Below are 25,878 nucleotides of genomic sequence, written 5' to 3'. Positions count from 1 at the left end.
AAGAATAAAATCCCCACCCTCGTCCTGAGGGCCGCCGGAGGCGGCGTCTCGAAGGACGGCAGCGGGCCGAGTCGCGGGATTCTCGCTGTGGCCCGTCCTTCGAGACGCCCGCTTCGCGGGCTTCTCAGGACGAGGGTGACAGGTCGATATTCCTTTGCTCACGCCTCGACGAGCTTCAACGTCAGGCATTTGGCGGCGCCGCCCGCCTTCATGAACTCGCCGAGCGGCGACAGCACGGGCGTGAAGCCGGCGGCGGCGAGACGCGCCTGCAGCGCCGGCGAGGCGTCGTTCATGACGATCGTTCCGTCGAGATCGACGGCGTTGCAGGAAAAGCGCATGGCGTCGTCCTCGCCGATCTCGATGCGCTTGTCCGGCGGCGTCTCCCGCTCGATCGCCGCGCGCGAATCGGGGGCGAACGCCGGCGGGTGATACATCACATAGCCGCCCGACAGCGGGCAGAAGCATGTGTCGAGATGATAGAAGCGCGCGTCGACCAGCTCGAGGCCGATCACGCGGCGCCGAGCCAGCGTCTCGAGCGTCCGCGGCGCGGCGGCGTCGGAGCGCATGCCATAGCCGCACCAGACGAGCTCCTGCGCGCGATCGACGAGCGCGTCGCCCGCGCCTTCGAACGCCACCTCCTCCGGCCATGGCGCGAGCCGGAAGCCCTGCGCCGCGAAGAAGGCGCGAAACAACGGCTCCTCGGCGCGGCGCTGCTCGGCGCGAAAGCGGCTCACGACGGCGGTGTCGCCGATGACGAAGCCGGCGTTGGCGGTGAACGCCATGTCGGGCAGGCCCGCGGCGGGCGTGACCAGCTCGATCGCCGTCGATTGCGCGATTCTGCGGCGCAGAGCCTCCCATTGCGCGCGCGCCAGCGAGCGCGTCGCCTTGCCGATCTGATGCTCCATCCACGGATTGATCACATAGCGCACGTCGAAATCATCCGGCGCGCACATCAATATGCGCTGCCGCGCGTCGCGACGCGCAGCGGCGACGGTCTGCGCCATGGCGAGCGGCTTGGTCATCGTCGTTCCTCATTCTGCGTCATTAGCCGACTGTCGACGCGCGCTCCTTCTCCCGCGAGCGGGAGAAGAAAACGCCCTTCGTCATGCCTCTTCGCTCACCCCACCGCGCGGCGCGGCGCGCGGCGCGACACCATTTCGGCGAGCGTCTCCTCGAGCCGATCGAGCGCGAAATCGAGGTCTTCGCGCGAGATGACGAGCGGCGGCGACAGGCGCACCACCTGCTGATGCGTCACCGTCGACAACACGCCCTTCTCGCAGAGGCGCTCGCAAATCTCGCGGCCCGTCGCATAGAAGGGATCGATCTCGACGCCGGCCCAGAGGCCGAGGCCGCGCACGTCGCGCAGCGCATGGCTGTCGATCGCGCGCAGGCGATTCAGCATATGCTCGCCGAGGTCGCGGCTGCGCTCGACCAGCTTCTCGTCGCGCATCACATGCAGCGCCTCGAGCGCCACCGCTGCGGCGAGCGTGTTGCCGCCGAAGGTCGAGCCGTGCGAGCCCGGCGTGAACACCTCCATAAGCGCGCGCGTGCCGACGAAGGCCGACACCGGCAGCACGCCGCCGCCGAGCGCCTTGCCGAGCATCACGCCGTCGGGCTTCACCTTCTCGTGCTGGAACGCGAACCAGGCGCCGGTGCGGCCCAATCCCGCCTGCACCTCGTCGACGATGAGCAGCAGGCCGCGCGCGTCGCAGAGCTTGCGCAGGCCGGCGAGCCAGCCCTTGGGCGGCACGATGACGCCGGCCTCGCCCTGCACGGGCTCGACCATGATGGCGACCGTGTTCGGACCGATGGCCTTTTCCATCGCGGCGAGATCGCCGAACGGAACGGCGCGAAAGCCCGGCGCGAAGGGGCCGAAGCCGTCGCGATAGGAATCCTCCGACGAGAAGCCGATGATCGTCGTCGTGCGGCCGTGGAAATTGCCGGCCGCGACGATGATCTCCGGCGCCTGCAGCCGGCGCACGCGATGGCCGTAGCGGCGCGCCGCCTTGATCGCGGTCTCCACCGCCTCGGCGCCCGTGTTCATCGGCAGCGCGACATCGAGCCCGGTGAGCGCGCAGAGCTCGGTGAGGAAAGCGTCGAGACGATCGTCGAAATAAGCGCGCGACGGCACGGCGAGGCGCTGCGCCTGCGCGGTCAGCGCGGCGAGAATGCGCGGATGCGCATGGCCGTGGCTGACGGCGGAATAGGCGCTCATCATGTCGACATAGCGCCGGCCCTCGACATCATAGAGATGCGCGCCCTCGCCCTTCGTCAGCACGACGGGCAGAGGCGCGTAATTGCGGGCGCGGTGCGGATTGTCGCGTATCTCTTGCAGCTTCGCGTTCATGAACGAGCGACCTCGCTTCTCGGGCTGTTCGCGGCCTCGCCTCAAAAGCGTGCTTGCGCGGGCGATCGGCGGCGGCTCCCGCCGCGCCGGGCGCGCGGGAGCGATTTGCACAGGACGGAGCGCGTCGATCGGACGCTCCGGATGGATTGCAAATACATCGAACGCGAGCTATTTGCGAGACAAATAATCCGCTCGCCGAGATCGAAGGAAGAACAGTGATGGATGTGCAAACGAATCCGCGCCAAATCGCGGCGAATGCTGCAGGCATTCTTGCCAAGCTTACCGTCGAGACTGAGCTGTTCGAGCGCGGAACTCTACGGTCATGCTCGCCAGTTACCGGCGAAGTCATCGCTAATGTGAAGACAAGCGATAACTGTGCTTTGGAACAAACGATCGGCGCCGCCGACGCCGCCTTCCGCCGCTGGCGCATGGTTCCGCCGCCGCGCCGCGGCGAGCTGGTGCGTCTGCTCGGCGAGGAGCTGCGCGCGGCGAAGAACGAGCTGGCGCAGCTCGTCACCATCGAAGCCGGCAAGATCGCCTCCGAGGCGCAGGGCGAAGTGCAGGAGATGATCGACATCTGCGACTATGCCGTCGGCCTGTCGCGCCAGCTCTACGGCCTCACCATCGCCACCGAGCGGCCCGGCCATCGCATGATGGAGAGCTGGCATCCGCTCGGCGTCGTCGGAATCGTCACCAGCTTCAACTTTCCCGTGGCGGTGTGGGCGTGGAACGCGGCCATCGCGCTCGTCTGCGGCGACGCGCTCGTATGGAAGCCCTCGGAGAAGACGCCGCTCACCGCGCTGGCGACGCAGGCGCTGTTCGAGCGCGCCGCGAAGCGCTTCGGCGACGAGGCGCCGAAGGGGCTCTCGGGACTCGCCATCGGCGGACGCGAGCTCGGCGAGGCGCTCGTCGACGACAGGCGCGTTCCGCTGGTCTCGGCGACCGGCTCCACCGCCATGGGCCGCGCCGTGGGCCCGCGTCTCGCGCAGCGCTTCGCACGCGCCATTCTGGAGCTCGGCGGCAACAACGCCGCGATCGTCTGTCCGTCGGCCTCGCTCGACCTCGCCGTGCGCGCCATCGCCTTTTCCGCCATGGGCACGGCCGGCCAGCGCTGCACCAGCCTGCGGCGGCTGATCGCGCATGACAGCGTCTACGACCAATTGCTGCCGCGCCTGCACGCCGCCTATCGCACCGTCGCGGTCGGCGATCCGCGCGAAGGAAAACATCTCGTCGGCCCGCTGATCGACGAAGGCTCCTATCGCCGCATGCGCGACGCGCTCGCCGAGGCGCGCGATCTCGGCGCCCGCGTCACCGGCGGCGAGCGCATTCTCTCCGACCGCTGGCCGAACGCATTTTACGCACGCCCGGCGCTGGTGGAGCTGCGCGAGCAGGCGGCCGTGGCCAAGCGCGAGACCTTCGCGCCGATCCTCTATGCGATGCGCTACCGCGATCTCGACGAAGCCCTGGCGATGCAGAACGACGTTTCGCACGGCCTCGCCTCGTCGATCTTCACCAATGATCTGCGCGAGGCGGAGCGCTTCCTCTGCGCCGAAGGCTCGGACTGCGGCATCGCCAATGTGAACATCGGCCCCTCGGGTGCCGAGATCGGCGGCGCTTTCGGCGGCGAAAAGGAGACAGGCGGCGGCCGCGAGGCGGGCTCCGACGCTTGGAAGGCCTATATGAGACGCGCGACCAACACGATCAATTATTCGAGCGCGCTGCCGCTCGCGCAGGGGGTGCAGTTCGACTTGTGATGTGGAGGGCGCCCGCGCCCGCGCCCTCATCCCGAGGCGCCTCTCGCGGAACGCGAGAAGCCTCGAAGGATGCTCCAGAAGGCGGCGCTGCGTCCAGCCTTCGAGACGCCCGCTGCGCGGGCTCCTCAGGGTGAGGGCGCCGAAATTGTGCTGCAAGCTCCGGAGGGCCGGTCATGACGCAATTGGTGTCCGCCGATACGATCCGCGCGATGTTCTCCGCGGAAATGACGCAAATGTATCGCGCCGAGGTTCCGCAATATCAAAAGCTCGCCCATATCGTCGCCGAGGTCGACGGACGCACGCTCGCCGCCGACGAGACGCTGGCGGAACGGCTGCGGCGCGCCGGCCGCTATGATCTCATCGGCGTCGAGCGTCACGGCGCCATCCGCGTCGGCCGGCCGGAGGAGCTGTCGGGCTTGCGGCGCCTCTTCGCCGTGATGGGCATGACGCCGGTCGGCTATTACGATCTCTCGCCGGCCGGCGTGCCGGTGCATTCCACCTGCTTCCGCCCGGTGACGGAGCAGGCGACGCGCATCTGTCCGTTCCGCATCTTCACCTCGCTGCTGCGTCCCGAGCTGATCGAGGACGAAGCGCTGCGCCGCGAGGCGCTCGCGATCCTCGAGCGCCGCCGCATCTTCACGCCGCGCTGCGAGCATCTGATCGAGCTCCACGAGGCTCATGGCGGCCTTAGCGAAGCGCAGGCGATGGAATTCGTGCATGAGGCGGCGGAGACCTTCCGCTGGCATGGACAGGCGAAGGTTTCGGCCGACGTCTATCGCAAATTCCTCGCCGCGCATCCGCTCGTCGCCGATGTCGTGTGCTTCCAGGGGCCGCACATCAATCACCTCACTCTGCCCTCGCTCGACATCGACGCCGTGCAGCAGTCCATGGTCGAGCATGGGCTCGATCCGAAAGCGATCGTCGAAGGCCCGCCGCGCCGGCGCGCGCCGATCCTCCTGCGCCAGACGAGCTTCAAGGCGATCGAGGAGAAGGCGCGCTTCGACGGAGAGGAGGGCGCGCACAAGGCGCGCTTCGGCGAGATCGAGCAGCGCGGCGCCGCGCTGACCGCCGCGGGCCGCGCGCTCTATGACGAGCTGCTGGCGCAGACGCTCGCCGCCGCCCCGCCCGACAAGGCCAGCCCGGCCGATTACGGCGCCGAGCTCGCCCGGCGCTTCGCCGATTTCCCGGACGACGCCGCGACGCTGCGCGCGCGCCGCCTCGCCTTCTTCCGCTACGCTCCGGCGGCGGGCGCCCGCATGGGCGCGGGACGCGGCGGGATCGACGAGCTAATCCAGGCCGGCCTCGCGCAGGCCGAGCCGATCTTCTATGAGGATTTCCTTCCGGTCAGCGCGGCCGGCATCTTCCAGTCCAATCTCGGCGAGGGCGGTCGCCGCGAGCTTGCCGCCGGCGCCGCCCGCGGGGCTTTCGAGGAGGCGCTCGGCGCCACGCCCGCCGACGAGCTGGCGCTCTATGCGCAATCGGAGGAAGCGTCGATCCGGGCGACGCTGGAGGCGCTGGGAGCCTCGGCGACGGCAGTGTGAGCCGGCGCTACGCCTCGATCACCGCGAGCCTGAAGGCTTCTGTCGACGGCGCATCTGGACCGCGAGCCTTCAGACTCGCTATTTGAAACCCGTTCCGACGGCGTGAGCGCCGCCGCTTATTCCGCCGCCTCCGCCCGCGCCTTCAAGGCGGCGTTCATCGCCTCGAACCCTTGCGCGGTCGCCGGCAGCATGCCGCCGATCAGGCCGGCGAGAAGGCCGGAGAATATCTCGCCCTGCGTCAGCCGCGTTCGGCGCTCGTCGAGCGGCTCGAGCCGGAAATAATGCTCGCCGTCGAGCACGCCGCGCAACAGCACGCCGCCGCGCCAGCGCAATTCTTCGTTCGGACGCGCCGCCAGGATCGCCGGCGTGAACCGCATCGCCGCCTTGCCGGGCGGAGCGATGCGCACCGCGAGACGTCCGCCCTCCCGCAGCTCGCCGGAAATGGCGATGATGAACGGATTCCACGACGGCATGCGCTCGAAATCGGTCAGCAGCGCCCATACGCGCGAGGCCGGCGCATCGATCTCGATCTTCGTTTCGATCTGGCGACGACTCATTTGCTCCTCCGCGCGCCGAGAAAACGAGGGGAGCGTTAGCGGGACAGTGCGCAGAAAATAAGACGCGATCTGGCGGCGGGAGGGAGCGTGGCGATCCAGCTAATTCGATGGGTTGAAAGGGCGAGCCTCTAAGGCTCGCGGTCCAGGGGCGTGCTCGGACCGAGAGCCTTAGAGGCTCGCTCTCGAGGCCCATCAATTTCGACGAAGCGCTTCACGAGATCGATTGTGATCGGGCGAAGGATTGCATCCCTATCGCCTCGTCATGAGGCGCCCGCGAAGCGGGCGTCTCGAAGGACGGCCGCGGCGAGAAGCTCTCACCTCGTTGCTCGGCGCACGCCGAAGGCTCTCGTCGAATATTCAGTATTGAGCTTGCTGTAGGAAACTGGAATTCCTCGATTGAAGTTGAACGAAACCGCTAAGTTGTCGTCTTTTTCCTCTTTCGTCCAGACCCACGAGCCGCCGCCGATCGCGCTGAACGCCGGGTCGATGTGAGCTGGAAAGCTCTTCCCGTTCAACTGATAGCCTTGCCCCGCCGTCTGGCGTTGATCGTAAAGAGACTCCAGCTGATCGACCGTCGGCAGGCGCCAGTTCCCTCCGCACTTGGACTTGGCTTGGGCGCCGACCCAATCACGCGCCTCGTTCCAGGCCATATTGACGTTCGGACCGATGATCCAGTCCAGATCTGTTTCCATATCCGATATGTATCCACATGATTGCGTGACAAATCTGTCGTGGAGTTCGACGTCCTTTTTAGTCGAGGTTTCGAGTGGTTTTGCAGGAGACCTGATGAGCGCGACGTTCGTATTCGATAGCAGCGCGGCGCCGGAATTAGAGCTCGCGACTCGCGGGGCGTTGGCGTTCGGCGGGTCGGGATCTTCTCTGGTCTTTTCTGAGGTCGCGGCCTCTGGTTGCCTTATATTTCTATCACTGTTTTCTTTTACGACATTTGCGTTGCTCATATCGGTTATGAGCTTCAATTTTTGTTCCGTCGCCATCTGCTTGTCGTCCATCACGAGGACGCACATCATATATTGAAAGTAGGCGTCCTTTTGTGCGGCTATATTTTTATCTGACGTGTTATATATTGTCTTTCGTTCGGCGTCTATATTTCCGGATATGTCTATGTTCAGAGCTTTCTTCGACAGGGCTTCCGCCGCCGCTTTCAGATCTCCTTTGTCGATGTTCGACTCTTCTGATTTGTTTGTGAATTCCGGGACGTTGCCGCAAATGGGATGCGCCGCGAAAGCTGGAGCGACCTGCGTCGCGGCCGCACAGGCGAGCAAGAGGAAATTCTGAAATTTCATTGTTTTCATCTCCCGGGCGTCGCTACAGATCATGCAAATCAATCAGCGACCGGCACGGAGTCGCTACTTTTGTATGTTAATCGATATGCTGGTGCGAAACCAGATGTCGGGGTCGCGGTTCAGGGAATCGGGTGAAGGATTGCATCCCCATCGCCCTCATCCTGAGGAGCCCGCGCAGCGGGCGTCTCGAAGGACGGCAACGGGAGAAACCTTTGATTGCGCCCGCGGCCGTCCTCCTCAACGCCATCATCCGGGACTCGCAGCCATGGCGATCAAAAACCGCTTGACCCCCAAGACAGTCGCTTCTCCCACAAGTGGGAGAAGGGCGCGCGCTACTTGACAGTATCGGATTTTATTCCTGTTCTCTCCCCTGCTTCCGCCGCATCGGACGCCGCCCGAAGGGTCGGGCGGCGTCGGCGGGGCGCGGTTCGCGGGGACGGGAGGCGACCCTCTCTCGAAACCTCGCGACGCCACGCCGCCGGTTCCGGCTCCTCCTTCGTGCGGAGGGCCTCGCGACAGCGAGGCGAGAGCCGGGCCGAATATGCGAGGCTCGCACGGGGACCGATTACCCGAAAGGGAGCAAGGACCCTGAGCCCGCAGGCGGCGAACAGAAAAGGCGGCCGTGGTCCGGAACGTTCCGGCTCCGACCAACCTTCCTCTTTCCGCGGCCGAAACGGCGCCGCGGCGTTTCGGACCTCCCATCTCCCGCGCCGGGAACGGCGGCGGGGCGCCGGGGCGCGCCCGATGCGGCTTGCGCGGGGCGCATTAGCGGCTATCTTGCCGCCGCCTGTCGTCTCTCGAGTGGTGAATGCTGTCGCATGTGGCGAGATCGGCTAGACGCTTTTTGGGACGGACGCAGAGTCTTCGTCATTGCATTTTTCGAGGAGGACGGAGCCGAGGCGCCGAGCCTTCGCCCCGATCTCACGCTGTTTTGCGCGAGGGACCCGGCATTTTCCGCCGCCAGCCTCGTCGATGTTCTCGACGCGCCGCGGCTGCGCTGCGGCTGCTGCGTCGTCGAGCTGCCGCCCGAGCACTCCCATGTGAGCCTGCGCGCCGCGGATGGCGGCGAGCTGCGTTTCGTCCTCGGCGGCGTCGAGGCGGAGGACGCCGGCGGCGAGGCTCGCCTTCTGCTCGTCGAGGCCGGGGAGAGCGAGGCGGAGGCCCCGTCGTTCCGCGCCGTCTCGCTCGCCGCGCGCGGCGACGCCGAACGGGCGGCGCGTGACCAGATCGCCCGCAGCGGCGGCCGCCTGGTCTGGGCCGTGCGTCAAAACCGCCGCGTCGAGCGCCGCGACGGCGCCGCCGCGCTGATGCGCCTCGCCGCCGCCGAGCGCATCTTCCCCGCCCAGCAGAGCCGCATCGCCGTCGAGGCGATCGACGCGCCGCCGACGCGCGGGCCGACCGCGCTGAAGGCGCCCTTCGCCATCATGGAGAATTGGCTGCGCGAGAATGGCGCGCCCTGTCCGACGCTGCGCATTCGCATCCCCAACGCGGTGCGCGGCGATCTCTTGTTCGCGCGCGCGGCCATCGTGCTCGTGCTGCATCAGCGGCGGCGCTTCCGCGATTGGCTGCGCGAGCAGCGCGCGGCCGGCGAGCCGACCGTCGATCTGCTCGGCGTCGCCGACATTCGCCGCGCCATCGGCGAGCCGAACGAGCGTCCGGAGGCGGTGGACTCGTCCGACGCCATCGTCATCCATCGCCTCGCCGACGTGCTCGCCGCGGCTGACGGCGCCGTCTTCGACGGCGTGTCGGCGACGCGCATATCCGAACGGGCGGAGAGCGGCCTCGTCGTCGATCTGCATTTTTTCGGCGCCGCGCTCGGCGATGAGGTCGGCCTCGTCTGCACCTGCGCCGACGCCGGCGATTTCGGCGTCGTTCCCGATGATCCGGGCGGCGCGCCCTATGCCCGCCTGTTCCTGATCGAGAGCGACGGGGCGACGGCGCGCCGCGTCGCCGACGACGACCGGCTGCTCGACGAGATTTTGCGCCGCGCCGTCGACGTCGAGCGCGAGGCCGAGGGCGGCTCGGGCCGGCGCGACCGCGAGCGCGCGGCGAGCGCGCAAGGGCGGCGCGAGCGGCTGCTCGCGAGCTTCAACGCCGCGCTCGCCCTCTGCGGCTATGGCGGGCGCTTCGCCGCCGCGCGTCTTTGGGACATGTTCGACCCGCTGATGATGGCCGCATTCGTCGCGCTCGCCGGGGAGGCGGGGCCGGACGGGCGCGCGGCCCTCGCCCGGCTCGGCGGCTATGACGCCTATCGCGCCGATTCCCCGCTGATGGAGGCCTGCGCGCGCCGCGCCGAGCTGACGCGCGCAGCGACGCAGGCGCGGTTTCGCGATTATTGCGGTCCGGCGCGCCCGCTGCTGCGGCGCTTCCTGGCGCTCTGCCATGCGCAGGGGCTCGCCGCCGCCGACATCGATCTTGCCGGAGAGCTGCGCCTCTGGGCGCTGCTCGGAGAGGCCGCGCTCGCGCAGCCGCTCATCGCCGCGCGGATAGAGCTCGCCGACGCGAAGGAGCCGGCGCGGCTCGCGGCGACGGCGCGGCTGCTCATCGACGAGGCGATCGTCGAGCGCGCGGCGATCTATTGCGACGATCTGCAATTGGAGGACGAGGCGCGCGCGCTCCGGGACTATCTCGAGCGCCGTCGCGCGGGGCGCTGGACGCGCTTCGACGAGGCCGCGCGTCTCGCCGTGATGGTGGACGAGGCCAACGCCTATTGGCGGCGCCCGCAGGCCGAGCGCGTCGCGCCGCGCGCCGCTCAGCTCGCCGAGCCGCGCGGCGTCGCGCCGGCGGCGGGGCGGCCGGACGGACTGCTGGCGACGATGCGCAGCTTGTTGAGATTGGGCGGCTCGAAAGGGCCGCGCGCGTGACGCCGATGACGGATACGCTGACCATCTGCCTCGTCGGCCCGCGCGGAAGCGGCAAGTCCTCGCTGCTGGCCACCGCGACCGACTGCATCGTGCAGAATGCGCATGGCTATCCGGCGGAGCTGCGGCCGATGCTGCAAACGATTTCCCGCGCCGCCTTTCACGGCTTCGATTCCTCCGCCTCCAAGCTCGATCTTCTCGGCGGGCAGGTCGACGACTACCAGAAATTGCGCCGCGATTTCGCCGCCGGCGGCGCGCCGACGGAGCCGACGCGGCTCAATGAATATTTCTTCCGGCTGACGCTCATCGGCGAGGCGCCGCCGGCGCTGCGGGAGAGGGGGCCTTTTCTGCTGCGCGTGATCGACGCCGCCGGCGCCGTCGCCTTTCCGGACGATGTCGCCGCGGAAGCGCCCTATGAGGTGCGCGAGGATTTCGCCGGAAAATTGCAGAGCGCCGAGGCGATCGTCATCGTGCTGCCGCTGGCGCGTTTCGAGGACAGTCTCTGGGTCGCCAATCTGGCGCGGCTGCTCGAGCGGCTGGCGCTCGCGCCGGACAATCGCGCGCGGCGCGTCGTCGTCGCCTTCTCGCAATATGAGCGGCTGTTCGTGCGGCTCGGGCCGAGCGCCTTCACTTACGCCTGCGATCCCGCCGTCGCGCTGCACGCGCTGCGCCGGTCGCTGCAGGCGGCGCCGTGGAGCGACGCGCTGCGCGCGCTCGAGGGACGCGTCGCGGTCCGTTTCATCGCGCTCTCGGCCTTCGGCTTCGTGAAGACGTTTCAGAATCCGAACATCGATCCGCATGGAGGCGGCGAGCGGCGTTTTCGCCGCAAGGGCGTCGCCGGCCCGCGCGCCTTCACCGAATTCTGGCGGCCGTTCCTCACCGCCGATCCGCTGCTCTATGCGGCGCTCGATCTCGACAACGCCTTCCTCTTCGGCTTCGATCAGATCGACGGCGCGCCCGTTTCGGAAAGGATGTGAACATGCCCGAGGCCGACGCCCTCGTCCTCCTCGCCCGCATCGCCGCGGCGCTGGAGCGGCTCGCGCCGCCGCCGCCGTCGGCGCCGGATTTTTGCGCGGCCGAGGCCTTCGTGTGGCGCGCCGCGCGCGCCGAATTGACCATGGTGGCGCAGGTCAATCGCGTCGAGCTGGCGCTGCTCGAAGGGATCGATCGCCAGCGCGACCTCCTGCTCGACAACACGCGCCGCTTCGCGCGCGGACTGCCGGCCAATAATGCGCTGCTGTGGGGCGCGCGCGGCATGGGCAAGTCCTCGCTGGTCAAATCCATTCACGCCGCGGTCGCGCGCGATCCGCAGAGCCGCCTGCCGCTGAAGCTCATCGAGATTCATCGCGAGGACATCGAGAGCCTGCCCGGCCTGCTCGGCGCGCTGCGCGGCGCGCCCTGCGCCTTTCTGCTGTTTTGCGACGATCTCTCCTTCGACGCCGCCGAGACCAGCTATAAATCCTTGAAATCCGTGCTCGAAGGCGGCGTCGAGGGGCGGCCGCGCAATGTGTTGTTCTACGCCACCTCCAACCGCCGCCATCTGCTGCCGCGCGACATGATGGAGAATGAGCGCTCCTCCGCCATCATTCCCGGCGAGGCGGCGGAAGAGAAGATTTCGCTCTCCGACCGCTTCGGCCTGTGGCTCGGCTTCCACAATTGCAGCCAGGCCGAATATCTCGACATGGCGTTCGGCTATGCGCGCCATTATCGACTCGACGCGCCGAAGGAGACGATCGAACGCGAGGCGCTCGAATGGTCGATCACGCGCGGCGCGCGCTCCGGCCGCGTCGCCTGGCAATATATCCAGGACCTCGCCGGGCGTCTCGGCAGGACGCTGGAGGCGTGACATGCAAGAGCTCGGTGATCGCCCATGACCCATGAGCCGTTCGACGCCACGGCGCATTTCGACGAAAGCCTCGCGGCCAGATATGATCGCAGGATTCGTCGATTCTGTCCGAGCTACGACGCCCTGCATCGAATGATCGCGCCATGGCTCGGGCGCCTGCCGGAAGATGCGCTCTTCCTGTCGGTCGGCTGCGGCGCCGGCGCCGAGATCATCGCTCTCGGGGAGCGCTTTTTGTCCTGGCGCTTCGTCGGCGTCGATGTTTCGACCGACATGCTGGCCGCGTGTCGGCGGAAAGTCGCCGAAGCCGGAATAGCGAGCCGGGTGGAGCTGTTCGACGGGCGCCTGCAGAATTACGAAGCGCCGACGCTGTTCGACGCAACGTCCTCCATCTTCGTCGCCCATTTCATCGCCGGGCGAGACGAAAAGCTCTCCTATTTTCGCTCCGTCGCCCGGAGGCTGAAGCCCGGTGGGATATTCATTCTCGCCGATCTCTTCGGCGAGAAAGGCTCGCCGGATTTCGAGCGATTGTCCGACGCCTGGCTCCAGTCCTACGCTTCGCAAGACACCGACGCGGACGAACTCGCCGCGGATCGCGCGCATATCGAGCGTGACATCGACTTCATCCCGGAGGCCGAGCTCGTCGCGCTGCTGGGCGAAGCGGGGTTCGATTCCGTGCTGCGCTTCTACCAGACGTTCCTGTTCGGCGGCTGGATCGCCGTCAGACAAGCGCCGGCGATAGACGCCGGGGCGGCGACGACAAGGACGAGGACGGCCTATCTGCCGCGCGTCGCGGCGGCCGATCACGCGACGCTGGCGCGCGTCGTCGACAATTATCCCGCCGACACGCATGAGAAATGGCTGCGTCTGCAAGCGCGAGAGATCGCCAATTGGCAAAGGAGCGGATGGCGTGTCGTGCTGATCGACGTCGGCGCGGACGAGTTTCTCCGCTATTGCCGGGAAACCGGAGCGAGCCCGAACTTTCATACGTTCAGGGGCGTCGCCTCGGCCAAGGCGATCGGCAAGTTTCGATGAGCCTATCGCGCAAGATCCACGAGGCCGGCTCCGATGAGCGGCAGCACGATGAAGAAGGTCGCGCCGACGCCGGGCTGCGCCTCGACCGATATGCGCCAATTGTGCCGGTCGGCGATCGCCTTGCACATTGCGAGGCCGACGCCGGAGCCCGGATAGTCGATCTTGCTGTGCAATTGCTTCAACGGCTCGAAGATTCGCTGCGCATATTGCGCCTCGAAGCCGATGCCCTCGTCGGCGATGGCGAGGCAGAGCTGCCGTGCGTCGCGGAAGGCGCGAATGGCGATGCTCGCCGGCCGGCCCGGCTTGCGATATTTTACTGCGTTGGACAGGATGTTGCGCATGAGGCGCTGGAATTTCACGGCGTCGGCGGCGATCGACACGCTCGGCAGATCGACCTCGATGCGGGCCTCCGCCGCCGCGAGCGACGGCGCGAGAGCTTCGAGCGAGGCTTCGATCGCCTCGCGCAGGTCGAGCGCGGCGAGCTCCAGCTCGTCATTGACGATGCGCGAGAAGGACAGCAGATCCTCCACCAGCGCGCGGGCGCGCAAGGCGGCGAGCCGCATCACCTCATTGGCGTTCACGATCTCGTCGCGCACGCCGCGCGTGATCGCCGATTGCATCAGATCGCCGAAAGTGGCGATCTTGCGCAGCGGCTCCTGCAGGTCTTGCGAGGCGACGAAGGCGAATCGCGCCAGCCGCTCATTGGCCTCCTCGAGGCCGGCGGCGCGCTCGACGAGCGAGGCCGTTCCCTCCGGTCCCCCGGCGAGACGGAACACGGCCGCCAGCAGGGGGGCGCCGGCGTCGCGCCCGAGCGGCGTCAGGCGCATGAACACAGGAATGCGGACGCCGTCGCGGCGCGCGCCGTAGACGCCGCCGCCGAGCGACGAAACAGGCGCGAAGTCCGGAAGAAGATCGGTGATCGGCCGGCCGCGGAGGTTGTCGTCAGAATAATGGAAGAGGCGCTGCGCCTCTGCGTTGGCGCAGAGGACGGCGCCGTCACGGTCGATCAACATCAAAGCGGCGCTGGTCTCGTCGAAGACGAGACGACGCCAGTCATCTGCCGCCGTCTGCGCGTCGGTCATCTGCTCTCCCAGTCGATTTCCCCGACCGCCTCGGTTGTCGACGCTGAGCGCCGCCCGGGCTTTCATTGTAGAGCCGAAGCTCCTTGGTGTCGGACCTTCGATCCGAGCTTGCATACTGGCGGCAGTCGCCGTCGAGGTAAAGAACAAATCTCACCCGTTCGAGCAGATGCTCGAACGGCGACAATTTAAATCGAATTCTTTCGTAGTCGATGAGTCCTGAACCTAGCAGCGGGCTGCTGGCGGAGGCCGACGAGCCGTCATGCAGGCCGCGCTCGACGGCGCGGCGTTGTTCGGCGTCGAGCTTTTCGAGAAAGGCGAGGGGGGCAACGCCAGAGGGTCGGTCGCCGTCGCGACACGGGCGTGCGCCAGCGTCACAAAGGTGAGAGTCCACGAGGAGCTATTTCAGCCCGTAGTAGCGCAGGGCCGCCTCAGTCAGAATTTTAGTTGCTACAGATATACTTGCATTCCATGTCCCATCGAGTGCTTTACCAATATTTTTGCTAAGCCACTCCTTTGCTTTTGGGCCGAAAGGCTGCTCCTTATCGCACGTGCTTGGCTCAGATGCGATAATCGTCGCAAATTCACCGGCATCGTCTTCAGAGATACCACCATCCGCCAAAGCTTTTATAACAGAGCTTGTGTCGCCCGACGTGATGCTCAAGTTGAACCGAGCTCCTTCGCCGCTGTTCGAGATCGTCGTCACGTTCCCGTGAATCACTTGTTGAGTGATCTGTGCCACTGTCTCCACCGCCTTCGGATTTGGTGCCTTTGATAGAACAATAGTTATTTCAGCGGATCCTGGAAGCTTCTTTTCCAACGCCAACGTAAGATCTAGAATGCGAGCCCTTACGGCATTTTGCAAATCCGCAAGTCTACTCGTAGAAATAGTTCCCATAACAGAAACGCATGCATATCCTGGATAGACCTCTCCTTGTAATAATAAAATCAAATTTGATGCATCTATTGTAATAAATCTTGATTCATTATTAGATAATATATCGTCTATTGCAACTATGCCCTGTGTGAGCCGAAATATAGTCCAATTTTCACCACCAAGGCTATTTATCAACGCTCCTGGTATAGGAGCGTTCCGTATTCCGCTATTAAATGGGCCAGTAAAAACTCCTGTATACGAAACAGGTACCTTTCTATAATCGGGGACATCGATATCATTTGGATATCCCTCCGACTCGTGCTTGACCCAATCCTCAAGGACATCGCTTCCTAGTCGAGACGCAAGCAATTTCAACTTCAGCAAGATGGGGCCAAGTGGGTGTCCCTCAACCAAACTTCCCTGAATCTCTCGTAGCAGGCTCACGAGCGTCCTCATCTTTACTTCGGACAGCGGAGCCTCAAACTAGGCTCGTGCTTGTCTGGCTGCTTACATAGGAAGCACTATGGACCTTAACAGAGAGAGCCCGAGCCTTATGCACAGCCGATTAGTTGAGTTTGTTGGCTGGGGCGGGAGGATTCGAACCTCCGTATGGCGGAATCAAAATCCGCTGCCTTACCACTTGGCGACGCCCCAACGTCCCGGACCGCTCGTCGCGGCTGGGCGCTCTCCCATAATGCTCCCTCGCCCTCGCCGCAACTCCCCCGCGCCGCTCACCCCCAGGCGCGTAGAGGGGTGAAGCGAGCGAATTTCTTGCTGTGATGGCGGTCCATCCGCGCCAGCACGTCGCGCAGGAAGGTCACCGCTTCGGCGAGATAGGCGCCCTTGTTCAGCATCACGCATTCGGCTCGCTGCGCCATGGCGGCGTCGGTGGTCTCGGCGCGGCTCGGCGCGCCGTCCTTGATGAATTGGTCCAGCACCTGTGTCGCCCAGATCACCGGCACATGCGCCGCCTCGCACAGCCACAGAATCTCCTCCTGCATCTCCGAGAGACGGGCGAAGCCGAGCTCGACGGCGAGATCGCCGCGCGCGATCATCACCGCCGTCGGATGATGCGCCGCCGATTTCACGATCAGCCGCGGCAAATTGCGCACCGCGAGCGGCGTCTCGATCTTCAGCACCAGCGCCTGGCGCGGCCGGTCCCCGCGCCGCGCGGCGAGATGATCCTGCAGCAGCTCCACGTCCGAAGGCTCCTGCACGAAGGAGAAGCCGACGAGATCGGCGAGCTCGGCGACGGTGTCGAGATCGGTGAAATCCTTGGGCGTGAGCGGCGGCAAGCGGAGGTCGGTCGTCGGGAAGTTGAGCCCTTTTTCGAGCTTCAGCCGCTCGCCCTTGGCGCGCGCGCTGAACACTTCCAGCTCCACCCCGTCCGGTCGCTGGCCCACCACGCGCGCGCCGATCTTCCCGTCGTTGATCCAGACTTCCGCGCCCGGCGCCAGCTGGCCGACCACTTGCGGAAAGGATGGCCGTACCGCCACGGGGCCCCGCGTCTGCGGATCGAGCCTCGTGACGAAGGCGAAGCGGTCGCCGCGGAACAGCCGCAGCTTCTCGGGCGCGCGCAGCTGCTCGATCCGGCATTTGGGGCCGGCGATGTCCATCAGCACGCGGCAGGAGCGCTTCAGCTCCGCCTCGACCGCGCGAATATTGGCGATCATGCGCCGCCAGGCGTCGGCGTCGTCATGCGCGCAATTGATCCGCGCGCAGCCCATTCCGGATTCCATCAGCCGACGCACCAGCGCCGCGTCGCTCGCCGCCTCGCTCGGCAGGGTGACCATCACCACGGCGCGCGGCGTCGCTGGAACGGCGCCGAAGATGAGGTCGCGCGCGGCGAGGATCGCTTCCTCTCCGGCGCGCATGGCCGCGGGCGGCGGATAGGCGGCGTCGGCCTCGCCGCAGAGGCGCCGCAAAGTGGCGATGATCGCGTCGAGTGCGGCGAGCACCTTGGCCTCGCTGCGGCCGAGGGAGGAGAGGCCGAGCGCGGCGAGGCGCGCCTGCAGCGCGCTGAGGTCGCGCCGCCGCAGGGCGAGATAATGGGCGAGATTTTCCGCCGCCGGCGCGAATCCGCTCGCGGCGACGTCGGGGCCGAAGCCACGGACGATCTCGGCTCCGTCGGCGGCCACGTCCTCGCGCAGGCGCCGCAGCGACGTCAGCAGGTCGTCGAGCTCGCGGCGCGTGTCCTCGGCCGTCGTGGAGAAGGTCATTGGCTCAAGCGTCCCTGCGGCTCATCTCCAACGCTCTGGTCCGCGATCATGACATTACCGTTACATCGACGCGCGGCGGGACGCCGCGCCCCATACGATCCGCGCCCCATACGATCCGCGCCCCATACGATCCGCGCCTCATGCGATCATGGCGCCGGCGGCCGCCGCCGCCTGCCGCAGCGCGGCGATATTGCGCGCATAGGCGTCGGCGCCGCCGGCGAAGGCCGCCGAGCCGGCGACGAGCGTGTCCGCGCCCGCCTCCACGATCCAGGTCGCCGTTTCCGGGGTCACGCCGCCGTCCACCTCGAGGCGGATGGGGCGCCGCCCGATCATCTCGCGAATGGCGCGGATCTTGGCGAGCTGCGAGCGAATGAAGCTCTGGCCGCCGAAGCCCGGATCGACGGTCATCACCAAAATGAGGTCGATGTCGTCCAGCACATGGACGAGCGCGCTCTCATGCGTCGCCGGATTGAGCGAGACGCCCGCCTTCTTGCCGCGCGCGCGGATCGCCTGCAGCGTGCGATGCAGATGCGGCCCGCCCTCGGCGTGAGCGGTGATGACGTCGGCCCCGGCCTCGGCGAAAGCGGCGATATAGGGATCGACCGGCGAGATCATCAGATGCGCGTCGAGCGGCAGCCGCGTCACCCGGCGCATCGCCGCCACGACTGCGGGGCCGAAGGTGATGTTGGGCACGAAATGCCCGTCCATGACATCGAGATGGAGCCAGTCGGCTCCGGCGGCCTCCATTGCCCGGGCTTCGTCTCCGAGGCGCGCGAAATCGGCGGAAAGGATGCTGGGGGCGACGAGAACATCTGTCATTTACGCGCGGCGTTCCGATAGAGAAGGATCGAGAGGCTGCGGAGCAATGCCTTCGACCACCTGGAGGAGCGGCGTCGAGCGACGGAGGCCGCGATGCGCGTCCGGCCGTCGCCGACAAGGGACGAGCCGCCGCTCGCGCGGAGGCGGATCGTTCGATCCGGCCCCGAGAAAACGGCGTCTTTGACAAAACTTATCACATAGGCTGCGGTTCCCGCGAGACCGTCGGAAAGGGAAGCCTTTTTCGGAGCGCGGCGCGCTGTTAACAGCTGCGCAAGTCCTCGCGCGCATCATCCCTACGGATATCGACGTAAGGGGGCCGCCGAGGCCGCGAGGGGGCGAATTGACGCTATTCCGACGTTTTATCATCGAAGCGGCCTGCGCGGCCGTCGCGGCCGTGTCATTGTGCTGCGAAGCTTCGGCGCAGAGCGCCGCGTCCGCGCTCGAAGGACGCCTGCTGGTTCGCTGGGGCGACCCGCGCGAGGGCCGGGAAGGCGGCGATTTGCGCTTTGCCCTCGCGCGTCCCGATGGCTCCGTCTCGCCGCTGATCGTCGCTCCGGCGGATCGTGAGGAGGCGATCGGCGCCTTTGGCAAGACGGTGCGGGTGGAGACGAGGGATTTGGCGCCGGCCATGGCCGGCGCTCCGATCTCGGCCGGCAAGATCACGGTCCTCGATGCGCAGACCGAGGCGCTGCAGCCCGCCGCCGCCGCCCGGCGCGTGCTGTTCATCCTGCTCAAATTCAAGGGCGACCGGCAGGCGCCGCATTCCGCGGCCTTCTTCAGGGCGCTCGCCAATCCGTTGACGCCGGATGCATCGCTGAAAATTCCGGCGACGATCAACGGCTTTTTCAATGCGACGTCCTGGGGCAAGCAGCTCTGGAGCGCGGATGTCGCCGGCGTCGGCGGACTGACGCCGCGAGGCTGGCTGGTCCTGCCGGGAACGAAAGCGCAATATGCGAATTGCGGCTGGTCCGGCGTCTGTGCCGATCTCGATCTCATCGCCAGCGACGCGATGAAGCTGGTCAAGGCGCAAGGGGTGGACGTCGCCGCTTATGCGAATATCAATTTCGTGCTCAACAATGATCTCGACTGTTGCGCCTGGGGCGGCGGCTTCGTGTTCGAGAACAAGCTCTATGGCGCGACCTGGGAGCCGCCGTGGGGGCAGGAGACTGCGGTCTATGTCCATGAGATGGGGCACAGCCTCGGCCTGCCGCATTCCGGCTGGGCCTATTACGCCTATGACAGCTCATGGGACGAGATGAGCGGCGGCTCGACCGCGCAAGCCCTTGTTTGCGGCTCCTACAAATCCGCCAATAGCGCGAATGCGACGCGATCGCTCCTCTGCACGGAGCCAGGCGGCGGCTATATAGCGGCCTACAAGGACAAGCTCGGCTGGATACCGGCCGCCAACAGGCTCGTCGTGAACGCCGTGACGACGCGGACCTTGTCGCTCGAGGCGGATTCGGCCCCTTTGGGCGCGCGCCTCAAGATGATCAAGATCTGTTTGTCCGGCGAGCCATGCGCCGGCTCGACGGCGCATTACCTGACGGTGGAGGCGCGGGTCAAAACGCTCGCCTATGACAAGGGACTGCCAGGAGAAGGCGTGATCATCCACGATTTCCGCGCCAATCGCGCGCCGATCGGAGCCGGGAACGCCTGCTTCTTCAATTCGACGAGCGGCTGGGCCGTGCCGATCGACGCGACCGCCCGCGATTACCGCGACGCGCCCTATTGCGACGCCGGCGGGCGCGCCTACCCGAATTACGCGCTGTTCAACGCGCAATATGGGGTCGGCAAATCCTATGTCTCGACGGCCGATGGAATCCGGGTCGACGTGCTGAGCCGCTCGGGATCGGTCTTCTCGGTGAAAGTGACGCGCTCGAAGTGAAGGGGCGCGCTTCCCTCTCGCGCGAGAGGGAAGCGCGCCTTTTTGCTTTTCGGCAGAGCTTGCGCGGCGGTCTTGCCGCCCCTTACTCGGCCGCCTTCTTCGTCGCGAATTGCGGGTCGAGCGCGCCGGAGGCGTAGCGCTTGGCCATTTCCGCCAGCGGCGCCGGCTTGATCTTCGAGGCCATGCCAGCCGCGCCGAACTCCTCATAGCGCTGCTTGCAGACCTTGCGCATCGCCTCCTGCGCCGGCTTCAGATATTTGCGCGGGTCGAACTCGCCCTTGTTCTTCAGCAAGGTTGCGCGGATCGAGGCGGTGATGGCGATGCGGCAGTCGGTGTCGATGTTGATCTTGCGCACGCCGAACTTGATGCCGCGCTGAATCTCGTCGACCGGCACGCCCCAGGTCTGTGGCATCTCGCCGCCGGCCGCATTGAACGCGTCTTGCAGATCTTGCGGCACCGAGGAGGAGCCGTGCATCACGAGATGCGTGTTCGGCAGGCGATTGTGAATCTCCTCGATCACATGCATCGCCAGAATGGCGCCGTCGGGCTTGCGCGAGAATTTATAGGCGCCGTGCGAGGTGCCCATGGCGATGGCGAGCGCGTCGACCTTGGTGCGGGCGACGAAGTCGACCGCCTGGCCGGGGTCGGTCAGCAGCTGGTCGTGGCTGAGCTTGCCCTCGGCGCCATGGCCGTCCTCCTTCTCGCCCTCGCCCGTCTCCAGCGAGCCGAGCACGCCGAGCTCGCCTTCGACCGAAGCGCCGACCCAATGGGCGAGATCGACGACGCGGCGCGTCACCGCGACATTGTAGTCGTAGCTCGCCGGCGTCTTGGCGTCGGCCTCGAGCGAGCCGTCCATCATTACCGAGGTGAAGCCGAAGCGGATGGCGCTGGCGCAGGTCGCTTCGCTATTGCCGTGATCCTGATGCATGACCAGCGGGATGTCGGGATACATGATGGCGAGCGCCTCGATCATTTTCGCCAGCATCACGTCATTGGCGTAGGAGCGCGCGCCGCGGCTCGCCTGGATGATGACCGGCGCGTCGACCGAAGCCGCGGCCTCCATCACCGCGAGGCCCTGCTCCATATTGTTGATGTTGAACGCCGGCACGCCATAGTCGTGCTCGGCGGCATGGTCGAGTAGCTGTCGCAATGTGATGAGGGCCATGGCCGTTCCTCCCTTCGAAACTGTCAGGCTCGCAGCAGCTGCTCGGCTGCCGCCGCCACATTCTCGGCGGTGACGCCGAAATGCCGGTAGAGCGCGCTCGCCGGCGCGCTGGCGCCGAAGCCGTTCATGCCGACGAAGACGCCGCGCTCGCCGAGCCAGCGGTGCCAGCCGAAGCCCGACGCCGCCTCGATGGCGATGCGCGGCGTCGCGCCCAGAACCCGGTTGCGATAGGCGGCGGGCTGCGCCTCGAACAGCTCCCAGCAGGGCATGGAGACGACAGCGGCGCGCACGCCGCGCGTCCACAATAGATCGGCGGCCGCCAACGCGATTTCCACCTCCGAGCCGGTTCCGATCAGCGTTATTTGCCGGCCGGAGCTCGGCTCGCGCAGCACATAGGCGCCGCGCGCGGTGAGGTTCTCGGTGATCGGCCGCTCGAGCGTCGGCAGATTCTGCCGCGACAGGCTCAGTACCGACGGCGTCCTCCGGCTCGTCAGCGCGATCTCCCAGCACTCCGCCGTCTCGATCGCGTCCGCAGGGCGGAACACGTTGAGATTGGGAATGGCGCGCAGGCTGGCGAGATGCTCGATCGGCTGATGCGTCGGACCGTCCTCGCCGAGGCCGATCGAATCATGGGTGAGGACATAGACGACGCGCTGGCCCATCAGCGCCGAGAGGCGAATCGCCCCCCGCGCATAATCGGAGAAGACGAGGAAAGTGCCGCCATAGGGGATGAAGCCGCCATGCAGGGCGATGCCGTTCATCGCCGCCGCCATGCCGTGCTCGCGCACGCCATAATGGATGTAGCGGCCCGAGAAATCGTCGGCGGAGACCGAGCCGAGGCCCTTTGTGATGGTGAAGTTCGAATGGGTGAGATCGGCCGAGCCGCCGATCGTCGCCTTGGTCGCCTCATTGACGACGGCGAGCGTCGTCTCCGAGGATTTGCGCGTCGCGATCTTCGGCATTTCGGCGGCGAATTTGGCGCGCAGCGCCGCGAGCGGCGCGGCGATGTCGCGCGCGACATCGCTCGTCAGAAAGGCCTCGAAATCGGCGCGCTTCGGCGAAGCGGCGAGCCGCTGCTCCCAGTCGAGCCGCGCCTCCCGTCCGCGCTGGCCGGCGGCCCGCCAGTCGGCGAGCACGTCCTCCGGGACCTCGAAGGGCGCATAGGGCCAGCCGAGCTCGGCGCGGGCCAGCTCGATCTCGGACTCGCCGAGCGGCGCGCCGTGGACGCTTTCCTTGCCCTGCTTGCCGGGCGAACCATAACCGATGACGCTGCGGCAGGCGATCAGCGAGGGCCGCGCGTCCAGCTGCGCGGCCGCCAGCGCCGCGGCTATCTCTCCCGGCTCATGGCCGTCGACGCTCTGCACATGCCATCCCGACGCCGTGAAGCGCGCGAGTTGGTCGGTCGAGGTGGAGAGCGTCGTCGGTCCGTCGATCGAAATGCCATTGTCGTCCCACAGCACGATCAGCCGGCCGAGGCGCAAATGACCGGCGAGATCGATCGCCTCATGGCTGACGCCCTCCATCAGGCAGCCGTCGCCGGCGAGCACATAGGTGCGATGGTCGACGAGATCGTCGCCGAAGCGCGCCGCCTGCAGCCGCTCGGCGATGGCGAAGCCGACGGCGGTGGCGAGGCCCTGGCCGAGCGGGCCGGTGGTCGTCTCGACGCCGATGGTGTGGCCATATTCGGGATGGCCCGGCGTCTTGGAGCCGAACTGGCGGAAGCTCTTCAGATCCTCGGCCTCGAGCCCCGGATAGCCGAGCAGATAGAGCAGCGCGTAGAGCAGCATCGAGCCGTGGCCGGCCGACAGCACGAAGCGGTCGCGGTTCGGCCATTCGGGCGCGCCGGCGTCGAAGGTCATGGCCTCCTTGAACAGCACGGTCGCGACATCGGCCATGCCCATCGGCATGCCGGGATGTCCGGATTTCGCCTTCTCCACCGCGTCCATAGCGAGCGCGCGAATGGCGTTAGCGGCGCGGCGCTCGTCCTTGGCGGCGGCGATGTCGGCGATTTCCTCTAGCACGTTCGACATTTCTTCTTTCCTTAGGCCGCGCCTCGCTTGCGCTTCATCAGCTCCAGAATGCGCGGCGTGAGAATGAGCTGCATGGCGAGATCGAGCTTGTTGCCGGGGATGACGATCGAATTGGCGCGCGACATCCAGCTGCCGGCGATCATCGCGACGAGATAGGGGAAATCGACGCCGCGCGGATCGCGGAAGCGGATCACCACGATCGATTCGTCCGGGCTCGGTATGGAGCGCGCGACGAAGGGGTTGGAGGTGTCGACGGTCGCCGCCCGCTGGAAATTGATATCGGTCTCGGAGAATTGCGGGCAGATATAGTGCACATAATCCGGCATGCGGCGCAAAATGGTCTCGGTCACCGCCTCGGTCGTGTAGCCGCGCATGTTGCGGTCGCGATGCAGCTTCTGCGTCCATTCGAGGTTGATGACCGGCACGACGCCGATCTTGAGATCGGCGTAGCGGGCGACATTGACCTCCTCGGTCACCACGGCGCCGTGCAGGCCTTCATAGAACAACAGGTCGGTGTTGGCCGGAAGCTCCTGCCAGGGCGTGAAGGTTCCGGGCGGAGAGCCGAGCACGGCGGCCTCGTTCTCATCATGGACATAGTGGCGGTAGCGGCCCGTGCCGGTCTCGCCATATTCCTTGAACAGCGTCTCGAGCTCGCCGAGCAGATTGGACTCGGGGCCGAAATGGCTGAAATGGGCGTGGCCATGCGCATGCGCCTCGGCCATCGCCACCTTCATCTCCTCGCGGTCGTAGCGATGGAAGGAATCGCCCTCGACATAGGCGACCTCGACCTTCTCGCGCCGGAAAATCTGCTCGAACGTCTGCTTGACCGAGCTCGTGCCGGCCCCAGACGAGCCAGTGATGGAGATGATCGGGTGCCTGATCGACATGGCGGCGCTCACCGCGGGGTTCGTTCCTGTTCGCGCGCCGCCTCCGAAGGCCAACGGCGTGAAGCGGGCGCGGGCGCTCGCCAGCGTCCTCTCGCTCCCTCTCCTACAAGAAAAGGTCGGCTTTTGCTCGGCCTCGGCAAAAAAAAACTCCGCCGCCGCGGAGAAATCCCCGGGAGCGCCGGTTCCAGGGCGTCATTCCAGCCGATATCAGCAGCTTACACAAAATCTCGCCGCTGTGGAGAGCGGATGAGGATCCGCGAGGGGAGGGCGCTCTGCGGGCGTCGGCAATTGACGGCGCGGCGGCGTCGGCTACAGAGGGCGCTCCCGTTCCCGCTCGTTCCAAGAGGTTGCATTCATGTCCGCCGCCATCGACGTCCTCGGAATCGGCAACGCCATCGTCGACACTCTCGCGCGGGCCGAGGACGACGCCCTGGTCGCGCTGGACCTGCACAGGGGCGCGATGCAGCTCGTCGACGAGGCGCGCGCGGCGCAGCTCTATGCGGCCATGGGCCCGACCACGGTGATGTCCGGCGGCTCGGCCGCCAACACTCTCGTCGGAGCCGCGAGCTTCGGCCTTGCGGCCGGCTTCATCGGCAAGGTGAAGGACGACGACGCCGGGCGCGAGTTCGCCCATGACATTCGCGGCGCCGGCGTCGCCTTCTCGACGCCCTTCGCCGCCGACGGCGCGGCCACGGCTCGCTGCCTCATCCTGGTGACGCCGGACGGCCAGCGCACCATGAGCACATTTCTGGGCGCCTGCCAGGCGCTCGGACCCGCCGATGTCGACGAGGAACTCGTGCGCTCGGCCGGCATCCTCTACCTCGAGGGCTATCTGTGGGACCCGCCGGCGGCGAAGGAGGCCTTTCTCAAAGCCGCCAAGGCGAGCCGCGCCGCGGGCCGGCGCGTGGCGCTGTCGCTCTCCGACGCCTTCTGCGTCGACCGCTATCGCGACGAGTTTTTAAAGCTCGTGCGCGACGGTCTCGTCGACGTTCTCTTCGCCAATGAGAGCGAGCTGCATTCGCTCTATCAGACCGCCGATTTCGAAACGGCGGTGAAGGCTCTCGGCGGCGAGAGCAATCTTCTCGGCGTGGTGACGCGCTCGGAACAGGGCGTCGTCGTGATCGAGGGCGGCAAGCGCGTCGCCGTTCCGGCGTTTCCGGTAAAGGAGGTCGTCGACACGACCGGCGCGGGCGATCTCTTCGCCGCGGGCTTCCTCGCCGGCCTCGCGCGCGGCCTGCCTTACGAGGGCGGCGCCTCGCTCGGCGCGCTGGCGGCGGCGGAGGTCATTTCCCATGTCGGCGCCCGCCCGCAGAAGGATTTGCGCCAGCTCGCCCGGGATCACGGCCTGCTGGCCTGACGTTCGATCCGGGCTCCCGCATTGTGAGCGAAGCGATCCGGGGGTCGCTCACGCAGGGCAATCGGGTGAAGGACTATAGCCCCATCACCCTCGTCCTGAGGCGCCCGCGAAGCGGGCGTCTCGAAGGACGGCAATGGGAAGAAACCTTTGATTTCGCTCTGCAGCCGTTCTTCGAGACGCCGCCTCGGGACGCAGGGCTTCGAATCCAGGTTAACAACTTCCGTGCAACCGCGTCATGCCCGCGCTTGTCGCGGGCATCCACGCCGTGACACCGCGACGTGCGGGAAAAAGAGGCGGTGATGTTCGGCTCATGTTCCG

Annotated in this window: 19 protein-coding genes and 1 tRNA gene; 8 read left to right on the top strand and 12 right to left on the bottom strand. The window is 66.6% G+C overall.

The window, feature by feature from the left end; all coding sequences use genetic code 11:
• Nucleotides 1-158: 158 nt before the first annotated feature.
• Both K3F48_RS01935 and rocD read right to left on the bottom strand, forming a co-directional pair.
• Nucleotides 159-1,022: a dimethylarginine dimethylaminohydrolase family protein gene (locus K3F48_RS01935; RefSeq protein WP_222573725.1), complete on the bottom strand. Its 864-nt coding sequence runs from the start codon at nt 1,020-1,022 to the stop codon at nt 159-161.
• Nucleotides 1,023-1,117: 95 nt separating this feature from the next.
• Complete coding sequence (gene rocD / locus K3F48_RS01930; protein ID WP_222573724.1) at nt 1,118-2,347, bottom strand: ornithine--oxo-acid transaminase; 1,230 nt, start codon at nt 2,345-2,347, stop codon at nt 1,118-1,120.
• Between the two features lie 218 nt (nt 2,348-2,565).
• Between rocD and K3F48_RS01925 the strand changes: the two genes are divergently transcribed.
• Nucleotides 2,566-4,101, top strand: a complete 1,536-nt coding sequence (locus tag K3F48_RS01925; RefSeq protein WP_222573723.1) for an aldehyde dehydrogenase family protein — start codon at nt 2,566-2,568, stop codon at nt 4,099-4,101.
• A 173-nt stretch (nt 4,102-4,274) separates the two neighbouring features.
• Nucleotides 4,275-5,642, top strand: a complete 1,368-nt coding sequence (locus K3F48_RS01920) for a VOC family protein (protein WP_222573722.1) — start codon at nt 4,275-4,277, stop codon at nt 5,640-5,642.
• Between the two features lie 116 nt (nt 5,643-5,758).
• Here K3F48_RS01920 and K3F48_RS01915 read toward each other — a convergent pair whose 3' ends face one another.
• Together K3F48_RS01915 and K3F48_RS01910 are read right to left on the bottom strand one after the other, a co-directional pair.
• The gene (locus K3F48_RS01915) at nt 5,759-6,199 is read right to left on the bottom strand and encodes an SRPBCC domain-containing protein (RefSeq protein ID WP_222573721.1); all 441 of its coding nucleotides are present in this window, start codon (nt 6,197-6,199) and stop codon (nt 5,759-5,761) included.
• A gap of 314 nt (nt 6,200-6,513) precedes the next feature.
• Nucleotides 6,514-7,503, bottom strand: a complete 990-nt coding sequence (locus K3F48_RS01910; RefSeq protein WP_222573720.1) for a DUF1566 domain-containing protein — start codon at nt 7,501-7,503, stop codon at nt 6,514-6,516.
• Nucleotides 7,504-8,321: 818 nt separating this feature from the next.
• Between K3F48_RS01910 and K3F48_RS01905 the strand changes: the two genes are divergently transcribed.
• The 4 genes from K3F48_RS01905 to K3F48_RS01890 are packed head-to-tail and all read left to right on the top strand — an operon-like array spanning nt 8,322 to nt 13,242.
• On the top strand, nt 8,322-10,367 hold the full coding sequence (locus tag K3F48_RS01905) for a hypothetical protein (RefSeq protein ID WP_222573719.1): 2,046 nt from the start codon (nt 8,322-8,324) through the stop codon (nt 10,365-10,367).
• Nucleotides 10,368-10,372: 5 nt separating this feature from the next.
• The gene (locus K3F48_RS01900; protein WP_222573876.1) at nt 10,373-11,341 is read left to right on the top strand and encodes a hypothetical protein; all 969 of its coding nucleotides are present in this window, start codon (nt 10,373-10,375) and stop codon (nt 11,339-11,341) included.
• A gap of 2 nt (nt 11,342-11,343) precedes the next feature.
• On the top strand, nt 11,344-12,210 hold the full coding sequence (locus tag K3F48_RS01895) for an ATP-binding protein (protein ID WP_222573718.1): 867 nt from the start codon (nt 11,344-11,346) through the stop codon (nt 12,208-12,210).
• Between the two features lie 24 nt (nt 12,211-12,234).
• A complete protein-coding gene (locus tag K3F48_RS01890) occupies nt 12,235-13,242 on the top strand; it encodes a class I SAM-dependent methyltransferase (protein WP_255608014.1) in 1,008 nt (335 codons plus the stop codon).
• 2 nt (nt 13,243-13,244) lie between these two features.
• Here K3F48_RS01890 and K3F48_RS01880 read toward each other — a convergent pair whose 3' ends face one another.
• From K3F48_RS01880 to rpe, 5 genes are all read right to left on the bottom strand, one after another.
• The gene (locus K3F48_RS01880; protein WP_222573717.1) at nt 13,245-14,324 is read right to left on the bottom strand and encodes an ATP-binding protein; all 1,080 of its coding nucleotides are present in this window, start codon (nt 14,322-14,324) and stop codon (nt 13,245-13,247) included.
• 397 nt (nt 14,325-14,721) lie between these two features.
• Nucleotides 14,722-15,642: a hypothetical protein gene (locus K3F48_RS01875; RefSeq protein WP_222573716.1), complete on the bottom strand. Its 921-nt coding sequence runs from the start codon at nt 15,640-15,642 to the stop codon at nt 14,722-14,724.
• A gap of 135 nt (nt 15,643-15,777) precedes the next feature.
• Nucleotides 15,778-15,852 (bottom strand) — tRNA-Gln (locus K3F48_RS01870).
• A gap of 77 nt (nt 15,853-15,929) precedes the next feature.
• On the bottom strand, nt 15,930-17,417 hold the full coding sequence (locus tag K3F48_RS01865) for a pyruvate kinase (protein WP_222573715.1): 1,488 nt from the start codon (nt 17,415-17,417) through the stop codon (nt 15,930-15,932).
• Nucleotides 17,418-17,555: 138 nt separating this feature from the next.
• Nucleotides 17,556-18,236: a ribulose-phosphate 3-epimerase gene (gene rpe, locus K3F48_RS01860; RefSeq protein WP_222573714.1), complete on the bottom strand. Its 681-nt coding sequence runs from the start codon at nt 18,234-18,236 to the stop codon at nt 17,556-17,558.
• 340 nt (nt 18,237-18,576) lie between these two features.
• Between rpe and K3F48_RS01855 the strand changes: the two genes are divergently transcribed.
• Nucleotides 18,577-20,121 (top strand): hypothetical protein, encoded by a 1,545-nt coding sequence (locus tag K3F48_RS01855; protein ID WP_222573713.1) that lies wholly within the window; start codon nt 18,577-18,579, stop codon nt 20,119-20,121.
• An 82-nt stretch (nt 20,122-20,203) separates the two neighbouring features.
• Here the strand turns inward: K3F48_RS01855 and fba are convergent, their stop codons facing one another.
• The 3 genes from fba to K3F48_RS01840 are packed head-to-tail and all read right to left on the bottom strand — an operon-like array spanning nt 20,204 to nt 24,203.
• Nucleotides 20,204-21,286 (bottom strand): class II fructose-bisphosphate aldolase, encoded by a 1,083-nt coding sequence (gene fba / locus K3F48_RS01850; RefSeq protein WP_222573712.1) that lies wholly within the window; start codon nt 21,284-21,286, stop codon nt 20,204-20,206.
• Between the two features lie 23 nt (nt 21,287-21,309).
• Nucleotides 21,310-23,316, bottom strand: coding sequence for a transketolase (gene tkt / locus K3F48_RS01845; protein WP_222573711.1), 2,007 nt, complete (start codon nt 23,314-23,316; stop codon nt 21,310-21,312).
• An 11-nt stretch (nt 23,317-23,327) separates the two neighbouring features.
• The gene (locus K3F48_RS01840; protein ID WP_222573710.1) at nt 23,328-24,203 is read right to left on the bottom strand and encodes a phosphoribulokinase; all 876 of its coding nucleotides are present in this window, start codon (nt 24,201-24,203) and stop codon (nt 23,328-23,330) included.
• A gap of 355 nt (nt 24,204-24,558) precedes the next feature.
• Here K3F48_RS01840 and K3F48_RS01835 point away from each other — a divergent pair, with 355 nt between their 5' ends.
• A complete protein-coding gene (locus K3F48_RS01835; RefSeq protein WP_222573709.1) occupies nt 24,559-25,560 on the top strand; it encodes an adenosine kinase in 1,002 nt (333 codons plus the stop codon).
• The last annotated feature ends 318 nt before the right edge of the window (nt 25,561-25,878 follow it).

The sequence above is a fragment of the Methylosinus sp. Sm6 genome (assembly GCF_019802345.1).
GTDB lineage: Bacteria > Pseudomonadota > Alphaproteobacteria > Rhizobiales > Beijerinckiaceae > Methylosinus.
This window is presented reverse-complemented; position numbering and strand designations above follow the sequence as displayed.